Genomic DNA, 11,732 nt, shown 5'->3' with positions numbered 1-11,732 from the left:
GACCGTGAAACGACTCTACGCCGATGATAGTGCGGATTCCCGTGTGAAAGTAGGTAATCGTCAGGCTCCCTAAGCCAGAAACCCCCGCCCGAAAGGCGGGGGTTTTTGCATTTCAGCGGCGGAAATGTACGTGGGATCGGGGGATGGGCGGCAGGCCGAACACAGCTCCGCGTCACTCATATCTCCAGGCACGTTCCGCAGCGCGCCCCATCAATCTGGTTGGAATCGGGGCGTCGAATGCGCCGACTCAGCCTCCATTGTTCTTGAGCGACCAACGGCGCATCAGTGTCGTACTTGGTCGACCAGAACACGTCGCAAATACCATCTCATTCCACCTCAATGCAACCATCGCGGAAGCGCAAAAAATTTAGGTGCTGTGCGCCAAATTGCATGGTTCCCGAGAATGCAGACGTAAGGTATGGCCTGCCTCCAGGCCGTCGTGGCAATGTCATGCCGTAATATCCGGCTTCCGAATGAGACGATCGTACATGCAAGGATCACGGTCTTACGACGTCGCGCGCCCTATGTCGCATTTACGAATGACGTGTGCGATATAGACTGGGGATGAGTACCGGGAACGCTCGAATTGCGAGAATGTTGACGTCCCGATTACGCTCAGGAGCGAGTGATTGATTCGAGTCCAACGCGCAGTGCCGGCGCTGTCTGGATTGAGCTGTCATCATTGGGAACACGCACGTGCGACGGCACGCGAGCCGGCTATCCGGTATTCAGCGTGGTAACGGAACGTTGCTCCGCCATATCGGTTATCCATTTAAGTTCGTAATCCTGATTGACTGATGGGTTATATCCTCATCGGACAGTCTTGTTGCGCGAATGCTCCGTAGTCGTCATCTGGCCATTATGGGCAAACGCGCGAGTGAGAATATCCATGGAAAAGTCATTTGGCGTACTCGGTTCGAGTCGAGTTTTCCTCCTGATTTGCACTGCATGTTTCGTCTCATCGTCTTCTGCAGTATTCGCGTCGGGAGGCACGTGGCAAGCACGCATGGCTCGCATCGCGCAGGCACTTACGGTTGTGACTGTCCGGCCAACGGCAAACGGCGGCGATCAGACCGACGCGTTGCAGGCCGCGTTCAATGCGTTGCTGCCGGGCCAGCGCTTGGTGCTTGCGCCGGGAACCTATGCCGTCAGCCGGTCATTGAACGTCGCGCAGGCGAACGTCGTGATATCAGGCTATGGCGCGACGCTGGTCGCCAGCAATCCGAATGACCAGACACTCGTAATGAGCGGCCGGGGCTCGACACTCGTCGGCGTCACGTTGATCGGTACGGGCACGACGCGGCTGGCGACGCGCGAGTCGACCAAGGTCGAGGTAACGGGCACGGACATTCAAGTGCTGGACGTGACGATTCGCGGCGGCGCCAGTGCAGGGATCTTCGTGTATGGCGGCACGAACGTCGCGATCGTGAACAATACAGTGCAGTCGACGCTGGCGGACGGCATTCATACGACCTATGGCTCGACCAACGTGCGAGTGGAGGGCAATACCGTGAAGGACACCGGCGACGACCTGATCGCCGTCGTCAGCTATCAGGCCGACGGTCGCATTAGCGGCAACGTGCTGATTGATCACAACTCGGTATCGGGCAATTACTGGGGGCGCGGTATCGCCGTGGTCGGCGGGCAGTCCGTGACAATCTCGAACAACACCATCGACGGCGTGCAGAAGGCGTCGGGCATCCTGGTCGCACAGGAAGCGAGCTGGAACACATACGATGCGACGAACGTGATCGTTAGCGGCAACACCGTGTCAAATATCCAGAACTCGAATGTGAACAATGGGCTACCGCCGACACAGCTGGGCGCGCTCCGCCTGAGCGCGTGGCCTGGAACGGTCTCGTCGGTTGCAGTGACCAACAACAAGGTGTCCGGCTCGGGATATGCCGGTTTCCAGGCGGAGGGGAATATCTGCCAGTTCAGCCTCACCGGCGACGCGTTTTCGTCGATTTCCGGCGTAGCAGTAGCGGTGCTGGCGAGTGGATGCACCCCCACGCAGATGGTCGTCGCCGGCAACACCCTGGATGGAGTCGCACTTGTGCCGCCGGTCGGAACCTCCAAGTCCGGGTTGATTCAGGTAAGTGGTGCGGCAACGGCGACGCTGCCGACGGTGCGTTGGAGCCTGATGCAGACAACAGGATCATCGGCGCGGATGCGGGAATGAGGCCGCTTTGACCTTACCCGAGATTCCCCGCCGCTATCCCGATCCTGGTGTTTTGAGGCAAGCCGATCATCGTGAGATACGATCGAGAACAGACCGCAGCACGGTGGGGGCTGGTGCGCCTTCGATACGACTCGACGTTTTACCGTGCTGAATCTGGATCGAGCCGGATGGCATGTCGGTCGCGGCTGGCGCCTCGACCGCTGTCGACGGCTGAGCTGGCGGCCTCGATTCTGTCGAGCTCGGCGCGGCACGGTGAGTCATGTCGCTGCGATTTCCCTCACGAGTCCATCGTGATCCGCAAGATCGGGAAAAACCTGCCCGGGACGACGCTCGATTCCTTTTCGCCAATTTTTTCAGCTCCGAGCGCCAGATAGAACGGAACCGCATTGGGATCTGCTTCGATCACGAAGCTTCTGATCCCTCTCGCGGCGCTCTCCCTGCGGACCGCTTCCCACAGTGCACGGGCCACTCCCCGCCCCATGTGGTCGGGATGGACGAACAGCCATCCGGGAGTCGGGTGATCCGATTCCGATGACGCCCTGACCCAGAACCCGATGATTGTCTCGCCGGATTCCACGACGTAACCGATCGACCCATCGATCGTCTCCGGTGCGATCGTGAGATCGCTCTGCCACAAGTCGAGCCAGTCCTTCGGATAGCCCCAGTGTGCCTTCGAAATGCGAGCCAGTCGCGTGAGTTCGTCCGCGTCTGCGGTACGGGCAGCACGTACGGTAAATGGTTTGTGCATGTCGTCTCCTGTCAGGGTCGACACTTTCGCCGAGGTATCGTCTGGCCCGCACCGATCCAACTCCGGATTCGCGGCTTACCGGTTTACCGGCTCGAAGGAAGGTCAAGCTCGACGCGGCTACATGACCTGCGATGCATGCCCGGCGACGACGCACCAGCCGGCACTTGATCGACGCCACAGCCGAGTATAGGCAAACACGCCGTCGAATGCCGTGCCGTCGAAATGGCCGGCAAGTGTCGCCTTCGTCGTGGTCAGGATCATTTCGCCTATCGCGCATGCACGCGTTTCCTGCACATCGAGCTTGTCGAGACGCAGCAGCTTCTCGCGATGCGCGGCCAGGTCATCTTCCTTCGAGATGACCTGGCCGGTCGGAACGGTGAACACCAGGTTGTCGTCCAGCAACGCATCGAGCGCCGCGACATCGTTGGTCAGCATCGCGCCACGAAGCGCGGCTTCGCTGGGTTCGATGGCGGTACGGATTGCATCCATTTAATGGCCTCGCATCGTCTCTGAAGGTTGGTGGTTCCGCTCATGCCGGCGAGCAACAGCAGCAAGCAACATACCTCACCGACGGCTACCGTCTACCGCGCGTTCGACAGCGATTGACGCCGGACGAGCATCACCGCGCAGATGCCGATCGACGCGATGACGTTGACGGCCGGATAGAACGCGACCGCGACACTCCACGTGCTCAGTGCCAGCAACGCAAGCGCGTACTTGAACACGCACAGCACGAAATACGCGAGGCTCTCGCTCCACGGATCGCGGATCGTCTTGCGGACGGTCGGGCCGAGGCCGGCAAGCTCGATCAGCGTGACCAGGCAGATCGAGATCGTCGGGTCGTCGGTCAGCATCCACAGCGGAATGGCCCACAGGGCCGCGACCAGGAAAAACCAGTCGACGCGGGTCCAGCCGCGTTCGCCGCGAAAGATGCTCGCCACCAGCGTCAGGAAACATGTAACGGCAATTGCTGCCGTGCACCACGCGGACGGCCCCGCACCCGCGACGAACTGGCCGGCAGCCGCGATTGCCGTGACGACCGACCACACGAGCCACGTGAACAGGTGCGGACGAACGGTGCGCCGGTAGATCGCGAACGCGTACGGAATCGCCGCCAGCAAAGACACGGCCGTTCCGATCACGCCAAAGATCGAAGCGGCGCCCTGATCGACATTCACCATCGACGCATCCTTGTTCGCACCGGCCGACCAGTATGTGGTCGGACGGGCCGTGGCGCAATGTCGTGCCGGCCAGATGTTGCCGCCGGCGCTACGTCGCGTCGCGCCGGCGAGCCGATGCGATCGCACGCAAACAAACGGCACCGGAACCGTAACGTGGCAGGAAAACCCACTGCGCGACCGAAGGATGAATAGAAATAACCTCTTCAATGAGAAGAAAAACTGTTCTTTCGAATCTCTTTTTGATGACCGACAGTTTGCCAACCGGACGACTGCGACGATGTACGGCGGTCATGGGCATCGGTCGTGCTCGCTGGCGTCTTTCGTCGGGTCGAGTTCAGGCGGAGAACAACGCACAAACGCCTGGTCGTCAAAAACGGAGTCTTGAATGAACCCAACTTCAGCAGACAATCATCAGCACGCGGACTGGAGACGTCTCGCGGCGCAAGTCGTCCCGAGAACGCTCGCGCATATCGGCGGCCGCAGCGTACCGGCTCGAAGCGGCCGGAGGTTCGCCGCGATCAATCCGGCCACCGAGGCCGTCATCGCGGAAGTCGCGTCGTGCGATGCACAGGATGTCGACGACGCGGTGCGTGCCGCGCGTCACGCATTCGAATCCGGCGTCTGGTCGCGCTGTGCGCCGGCAGAACGCAAGCGCGTGCTTTGCCGGCTTGGTGACCTCATCGCATCGCATGGAGCGGAGCTTGCGCTGCTCGACTCGCTCAACATGGGCAAGCGGGTGGCGGATGCGTTCAGCATCGACGTGCCGGCCGCGGGCGGTCTGTTCAGCTGGTACGGCGAAGCCGTCGACAAGCTGCATGGCGAAGTCGCATCGACCGACCCCGGCAACCTCGCGGTCGTCACGCGCGAACCGTTGGGGGTCGTCGGCACCGTGGTGCCGTGGAATTTCCCGCTCGACATGGTTGCGTGGAAGGTGGCGCCGGCGCTGGCGGCAGGCAACAGCGTCGTGCTGAAGCCGGCGGAGCAATCGCCGCTGTCCGCATTGCGTCTTGCGGAACTGGCGCTCGAGGCCGGCCTGCCGCCGGGCGTGCTGAACGTCGTGCCGGGCTACGGCGAGACAGCAGGGCGCGCGCTCGGGTTGCATCCCGACGTGGACGTGCTTGCATTCACAGGCTCGACGGCCGTCGGCAAGAAATTCCTCGAGTACGCCGCGCAGTCGAACATGAAGCAGGTGTGGCTCGAGTGCGGCGGCAAGAGTCCGAACCTCGTCTTCGACGATGCGGACGATCTCGACATGGCCGCGCGCAAGGCGTGCTTCGGCATTTTCTTCAACCAGGGCGAGGTGTGTTCCGCCAACTCGCGGCTGCTGGTTCAACGTTCGATTCACGATGCGTTCGTCGATCGGCTGATTGCGCATGCCGCCGCGTTCATGCCGGGCGATCCGCTCGATCCGTCGAGCGGGATGGGCGCCATCGTCGACGAGCAGCAGCATCGGCGTGTGCGCGAATGGATCGCGCGCGGCCGCGATAGCGCGACGCTCGCAATAGGCGGAGGCGCGCCGCGCGTCGACGGCAAGGGCTACTTCATCGAGCCGACGATCTTCATCGACGTGAAGCACGGCGATGCCATCGCACGTGAGGAGATCTTCGGGCCGGTGCTGTCGGTGATGGCGTTCGACACCGAGGACGAGGCCGTCCGGCTCGCGAACGATTCGATCTATGGCCTTGCCGCGTCGGTATGGACCGGCAGCCTGTCACGCGCGCATCGTGTGTCGGGCCGGCTGCGCGCCGGCACGGTGTCCGTCAATACGGTCGATGCGCTGAGCGCGCAGACGCCGTTCGGCGGGTTCCGCCAGTCGGGCTTCGGCCGCGATCTTTCGCTGCATGCGATCGACAAGTACACGGGCCTCAAGACGACCTGGATCAGCTACTGATTCGAAGCGGCGGGCCGCAGGCGGCTGCGCCGCGCAGCACGACAACGCTTTTCATCCACACAACGAACCGGAGACTCGCCTATGAATGCGCCCAACTTTCCGCATCGTACGACGCAGGACTATCAACGCAGCGACGCCGCGCATCACCTGCATGCGTTCGTCGACCAGAAGGCGCTGAACGAGGAAGGCGCGCGCGTGATGGTGCGCGGCGAAGGTGTCCATTTATGGGATAACGACGGCAACCGCTACCTGGACGGCATGTCCGGGCTGTGGTGCACCAACGTCGGCTATGGGCGGCCGGAGCTGGTCGACGCCGCCGCGCGGCAGATGAAGGAATTGTCCTACTACAACATGTTCTTTCATACGACGCACCCGTCGGTGATCGAACTGTCGGAGCGCCTGTTCGCGCTGCTCGGCAACCGCTTCAGTCACGTCGTGTATACCAATTCGGGATCCGAATCGAACGAAGTGCTGATTCGCACCGTGCGGCGGTTCTGGGACGTGATGGGCAAGCCGGAGAAGAAGGTGCTGATCGGCCGCGTGAACGGCTATCACGGGTCGACGGTGGGCAGCGCGTCGCTGGGCGGCATGGCGTTCATGCATGAAATGGGCGACCTGCCGATTCCGAACATCACGCACGTGGACGAACCGTACTGGTACGCGAACGGCGGCGACCTGAGCCCCGAGGCATTCGGCAAGCAGGCGGCACTGTCGCTCGAGCGCAAGATCCTCGAAATCGGCGCGGACCGCGTTGCCGCGTTCGTCGCGGAGCCTTTCCAGGGGGCAGGCGGGATGATCTTTCCGCCGGACGGCTACTGGCAGGAGATCGAGCGCATTTGCCGTCAGTACGACGTGCTGCTCTGCGCGGACGAAGTGATCGGCGGTTTCGGCCGCACCGGCGAGTGGTTCGCGCACCGTCACTTCGGCTTCGAACCGGACCTGATCTGCATGGCCAAGGGGCTGACCTCGGGCTATGTGCCGATGGGCGGGCTGATCATGAGTCGGCGCGTCGGCGATGCGCTGGTCGACAAGGGCGGCGTCTATGCGCACGGGTTGACCTATTCGGGGCACCCGGTCGCGGCCGCCGTCGCGCTGGCCAATCTCGACGTGCTCGAGCGCGAAGGCCTCGTCGAGCGCACGAAGACGGATACCGGCCCGTACCTGCAGAAGGCGCTGCGCGATGCGTTCGACGGCCATCCGCTCGTCGGCGAGATTCAGGGCGTGGGCGCGGTCGGTGCGATCCAGTTTGCGAAGAACAAGGCGACGCGCGAGCGCTTCGCGAACGAGGCCGACCTGACCTGGCACAGCCGGACGGTCGGGTTCGAACTCGGCGCGATCGTGCGTTCGACGAACGGCCGCCTGATCGTTGCGCCGCCACTGGTGATCGATCACGCGCAAATCGACGAACTGGTCGGCACGATGCGCAAGGCGGTGGATGCCACCGCGCGCGAAGTGCTCGGGATCGACTGCTGACAGGTTGAGCGACGCGCTTTCGTCCGGTGAGAGCTGGGCGGGAGCGCACCGAGCCACAGGATCCGCTTCGGAGACGGGCTGGCTGCGTGCGGCCACCGGAGCGGCCATCTGACAGGTTGAAGATTGGGCGTCGTGGGCGGTGGTCGCGATAAAGCAATGTGCTTTAGGCCGCTTATTGATAAGGAATGCAAATAGTGTGAATCGCATATTGAAGCGCACGCGCTTTGAGTCGGCCACGCATTCCCGATCACCCGTCAGCCCCAGAATCCACGCACATCACAATAGAAACAAGGAGACGAAATGAGTCAGGGCGAGTCCATTGCTCATCTCGAGGAAAGCACCATCCAGCCGATTCCGCTGACCGAGCGGCACGGCAGCGCGAAGGATCTGTTCACGATCTGGTTCGGGTCGAACATCATGATGCTGACGATCGTCACCGGTTCGCTCGCGACCACGGTGTTCAAGCAGCCGTTCTGGTGGGCGGCGCTCGCGACGCTCGTCGGCAGCCTGATCGGCGCGGTGTTCATGGCGCTGCATTCCGCGCAGGGGCCGCAACTCGGCGTGCCGCAGATGATCCAGACCCGCGGGCAGTTCGGGTCGTTCGGCGCGCTCCTCGTGGTCGCACTGGTCGTCGTGATGTATGTCGGCTTTTTTGCGTCGAACTGCGTGTTCGGCGGCCAGGCACTGCACAGCCTGAGCGCCGACATGCCGCTCGAGGCGGGCGTCGTGGTGATCGGCCTGATCAGCCTGCTCGGATCGATCTATGGCTACAAGCTGATCCACGCGTATGCGCGGCTGTTGAGCTGGTGCTCGGGCAGCGTACTCGTGCTGGCATTCGTGTGGATCATCTTCGTACATGGATTGCCCGCCGACACGTTCTCGAAGCATTCGCTGAACCTGTCCGGCTTCCTGGGTGCGATGTCGGTCGCCGCGCTGTGGCAGATCGCCTATGCGCCCTACGTGTCGGACTATTCGCGCTACCTGCCGCCCGATACCGGGCCGCGCACGGCGTTCTGGTCGAGTTACTGGGGCTGCGTGCTCGGCTCGTTCTTCCCGATGCTGCTCGGCTGCCTGGTGGGCCTCGCGACGCCCGACGGCAATGTCGTGAGCGGCCTCACCGGCCTCACGCAAGGGATCAGCGTGCTGGTAATCGTCGTGCTGTCGTTCGGCATCGCGGCCAGCAATGCGATGGAGCTGTATTGCGGCGCGCTGTCGGCCATCACCGTGCTGCAGACGCTCTTTCCGTCGTGGTCGGGCAAGGCGCGTGCGCGGGCGATCACCGCGATCGTCCTGTGCGGCATCGCGCTCGCGATCGCGCTGTTCGGGCACGACAATTTCCTCGCCGGCTACACGAACTTCATCCTGCTGCTGCTGTACGTGCTCGTGCCGTGGACCGCGATCAACCTCGTCGATTACTACCTCGTCTGTCACGGCGAGTACGACGTCGATTCGTTCTTCCGGCAGGACGGCGGCATCTACGGACGCTTCAATTCGATCGCGGTTGGCTCGTACTTCATCGGCATCGTTGCGCAGGCGCCGTTCATGGCCACCGATCTCTATACGGGTGAACTGGCGAGCCGGCTCGGCGGCGCGGACGTGTCGTGGATCGTCGGTCTCTCGCTGACGTCGCTCGTCTACTACGCGGGTTGCAAGCTGTTCTCGCGGCCGATGCAGGGTGTTGCCGCGAGTGTTGACGGGGCTTCCCGGTGAGTACGCGTCACGTTACGGCACGAATGTCCGCAGGCGTTCAGCGTGGGCTTCGAGTCCGTCGAGGCCGAGATAGTGGCTGAGCTTGCCGGTGCGGACTTCAGCGATGTCGGCGGTGAACGTGCGCAGCAGCGTTGCACTCGCCGTGCGGTAGGCGGCCGCCGCATCAACGCCTTGTGCCGCCAGTGCCGCACCGATCAGGCGCGCGCTGTCGGCGCCGCCGCCGGCGACACAGCGCGCCATCGCGTCGGCATCGGGTCGTACGCCGGCGTCGAGCAGTGCGCGCATCAGTGCGGCCGGCACGTTGCCGGACGCGGATGCCAGCGAATCGGGCGCGACCGGCGCACCGGATTCGAGCAACGCGGCGGCGGCGGCAAATTTCTTGCGCCGCAGCGCATAGTCGGTCGGAATCGCGCTGCCTGCGAGCGCGGTGCCGAGATTCGCGACGAGCGGTGCCAGTTGCACGGTGAGCGCTGCATCGTCGTGGTCGATCGCATGTCGCAACGCCTGGCGCGCGAGCACCGGCTGCGCGGCGAGCGTGCCGTCGGCGAGCGGTGTGCGCCAGTCGATCATGGCGCGGCGATAGAACGCGATCAGCTTGTCTGCCAGCGGCGCCGGCAGGCCATGCTCCGTCCGGCGTTCGTCGACATACTCAAGAAACGTCATGCCGGTTCCACTGTCGCCGGGTTCCAGCGGATCCGCATTGAGCTGCAGTGCGCCGAATGCCGCGTACAGGTCGGGGGCGACCGTCGCGAGGCCATCGTCATGCATCGCGCCGCGCCACGCGGGCGGCAGCCCCTGTTTCCAGGCGAGCACGTGGCCGCAATCCTTTGCGTCGGGCTCCGTCACGATGTAGATGCGATCGCAGTACTCGAATCCGCCGAACGGCAATACGTCGAGCTTGCCGCTCCAGGGGCGTGAATTCTCCTCGACGGCTTCTTCGGCCAGTTCGAGTTCGTGGTCGATCCAGCCTTCCAGGTCGCGGTAGCCGTTGCTGCCGTTGTAGAACAGCTCACCCCAGCTGATCCCTTCGATATGCCCGTTCATCTCCAGCGTCAGGTCGTAGTCGAGGCTGCCGCCGGCCGTCGTGCGCCACAGGTCCAGCAGCGCGGGCGGGAGGTCGCCGTGGCAGCGGGCCTGCACGGCCGCGATCTGGTCGGCCGGCATCGGCGGCTGAGCGTCGAAGATCACGCGGCCGGCAAACAGCACGATGCCGTGCGCGCGCAGGTCGGCCAGTTCAGCGTTGGAAAAGAGGGTGGCTTGCATCGGTGCGGGAGCGGTGATGGTGGGTCGGGTGCTTGCCGTCGACTATCGATAACGAACGGCAGTTGGCAGATCGCATCGTATCAGCGCCGCGTGAGCGTTTCCGTGTCGGCCGTGCACGCCGGTTGACGACGGCCTTCGGCATCATCCGCTCGCACCCCCCGGTTCCGCCTCCGCCGCATGCACGTCCCGCCGGAACGCGCCGGGGCTCGTGCCCGTCCATTTCCGGAACGCGCGATGAAACGCGCTCGGCTCGGTGAAACCGAGCTCGACTGCGATCTCCGCGACGCTGAGCGCATCCCCGCGCAGCAGCGACTGGGCCAGCGCGCCGCGCAGCTCGTCCTTGATTGCCGCGAAGCTTTGCCCTTCACTGCGCAGACGCCGCCGAAGCGTCGCGGGCGTCGTGCCGAGGCGCACGGCCAGCGTATCGAAGTCGGGCCATTCCGCGGCCGGCAGCGTTTTCAGCTGCGCGCGCGTCTTCGAGACCCAGCCCGTATCGTGCCGGTAGCGGACGAGCAGGTTGCCGGGCGCGCCGCGCAGGAAGGTCTTCAGCGCCTGCTCGGAGCGGATCGTCGGCAGCGCGAGGTACGCGGCGTTGAACGTGAGCCGGCTGTCGGGCCGGTCGAAATGCACGGGCACGCCGAAGAACTGGTGATAGTCGCTGCGCTGGTCGGGGCTCGGGCACGCGAAGTCGATGCGCTGCAGCGGGATGCGTCGGCCGATCAGCCAGCATGCGACGCCAAGGAGGATCAACCAGAACGTCCGGTACGCGAACGCCGGGTAGGGCGCGCCCGTTTGTGTCAGCACGATCTGCGCCTGCCCGTCGGCCACGACGAGCTCACCGTGCGGCTCGTCCAGCACCACGCGCAGGAATTGCAGCGCGCGCCGCAGCGCCTTGTCGAGCGTGCCGGCGTGCAGCACCGCATGGCACAACAGCGTGAAGCTGCCGCGCCGCATCGGGCGCGCGGCGAGCCCGAAGAACTCGTCGTCGAGCGCACCGGCGATCGCGAGCCACAGCCGGCCGTACTGCTGCGGCGTGACGGGCTCGCGCACGGCGGCCGGCAGGCCAGCGGCGCGCAGCACGGGCTCCGTCGGCAGGCCTTGCCGGCGCAGGCACGCGAGCGCGTCGTCGACGAAATCCGGCGAAATCATCTGCGGCCCCATTTTCCTGCATCCTCCCGACATGGCAAAAGCGATCACGATTCTAGATTCTGTTTGTCATTGATTGCAATGTACGGGCTGTCTACTATCGAACTATCCCCGTCGCGCCCCGGCTCGACGGCGGCC

Annotated in this window: 10 protein-coding genes; 4 read left to right on the top strand and 6 right to left on the bottom strand. The window is 63.9% G+C overall.

Annotated features, from left to right (window positions below):
• Positions 1-1,006 precede the first annotated feature (1,006 nt).
• Positions 1,007-2,182, top strand: coding sequence for a right-handed parallel beta-helix repeat-containing protein (locus BCO18175_RS33025; RefSeq protein WP_254608214.1), 1,176 nt, complete (start codon positions 1,007-1,009; stop codon positions 2,180-2,182).
• A 277-nt stretch (positions 2,183-2,459) separates the two neighbouring features.
• Here the strand turns inward: BCO18175_RS33025 and BCO18175_RS33020 are convergent, their stop codons facing one another.
• The 4 genes from BCO18175_RS33020 to BCO18175_RS33005 all read right to left on the bottom strand — a co-directional run bounded on the left by BCO18175_RS33020 (position 2,460) and on the right by BCO18175_RS33005 (position 4,403).
• The gene (locus tag BCO18175_RS33020) at positions 2,460-2,930 is read right to left on the bottom strand and encodes a GNAT family N-acetyltransferase (protein ID WP_174987194.1); all 471 of its coding nucleotides are present in this window, start codon (positions 2,928-2,930) and stop codon (positions 2,460-2,462) included.
• 117 nt (positions 2,931-3,047) lie between these two features.
• Positions 3,048-3,419 (bottom strand): nuclear transport factor 2 family protein, encoded by a 372-nt coding sequence (locus tag BCO18175_RS33015; protein ID WP_174987192.1) that lies wholly within the window; start codon positions 3,417-3,419, stop codon positions 3,048-3,050.
• A gap of 92 nt (positions 3,420-3,511) precedes the next feature.
• The gene (locus BCO18175_RS33010; RefSeq protein WP_174987190.1) at positions 3,512-4,111 is read right to left on the bottom strand and encodes a hypothetical protein; all 600 of its coding nucleotides are present in this window, start codon (positions 4,109-4,111) and stop codon (positions 3,512-3,514) included.
• 88 nt (positions 4,112-4,199) lie between these two features.
• Complete coding sequence (locus BCO18175_RS33005) at positions 4,200-4,403, bottom strand: hypothetical protein (RefSeq protein WP_174987188.1); 204 nt, start codon at positions 4,401-4,403, stop codon at positions 4,200-4,202.
• A 93-nt stretch (positions 4,404-4,496) separates the two neighbouring features.
• On the opposite strand from BCO18175_RS33005, the gene BCO18175_RS33000 reads away from it, so the two are divergent.
• From BCO18175_RS33000 to BCO18175_RS32990, 3 genes are all read left to right on the top strand, one after another.
• Positions 4,497-6,002 carry an aldehyde dehydrogenase gene (locus tag BCO18175_RS33000; RefSeq protein WP_174987186.1) on the top strand — a complete coding sequence of 502 codons (1,506 nt, stop codon included), beginning with the start codon at positions 4,497-4,499 and terminating at the stop codon, positions 6,000-6,002.
• An 81-nt stretch (positions 6,003-6,083) separates the two neighbouring features.
• Positions 6,084-7,475 (top strand): aspartate aminotransferase family protein, encoded by a 1,392-nt coding sequence (locus BCO18175_RS32995; RefSeq protein ID WP_174987184.1) that lies wholly within the window; start codon positions 6,084-6,086, stop codon positions 7,473-7,475.
• A gap of 300 nt (positions 7,476-7,775) precedes the next feature.
• Positions 7,776-9,185: a purine-cytosine permease family protein gene (locus BCO18175_RS32990; protein WP_174987182.1), complete on the top strand. Its 1,410-nt coding sequence runs from the start codon at positions 7,776-7,778 to the stop codon at positions 9,183-9,185.
• 12 nt (positions 9,186-9,197) lie between these two features.
• Here BCO18175_RS32990 and BCO18175_RS32985 read toward each other — a convergent pair whose 3' ends face one another.
• Complete coding sequence (locus tag BCO18175_RS32985; RefSeq protein WP_174987180.1) at positions 9,198-10,448, bottom strand: SMI1/KNR4 family protein; 1,251 nt, start codon at positions 10,446-10,448, stop codon at positions 9,198-9,200.
• A 141-nt stretch (positions 10,449-10,589) separates the two neighbouring features.
• Positions 10,590-11,609, bottom strand: a complete 1,020-nt coding sequence (locus tag BCO18175_RS32980) for an AraC family transcriptional regulator (RefSeq protein WP_174987178.1) — start codon at positions 11,607-11,609, stop codon at positions 10,590-10,592.
• Between the last annotated feature and the right edge of the window lie 123 nt (positions 11,610-11,732).

Origin of the sequence: Burkholderia lata (genome assembly GCF_902499335.1) — a bacterium.
Classification (GTDB): Bacteria; Pseudomonadota; Gammaproteobacteria; order Burkholderiales; family Burkholderiaceae; genus Burkholderia; species Burkholderia lata_B.
This window is presented reverse-complemented; position numbering and strand designations above follow the sequence as displayed.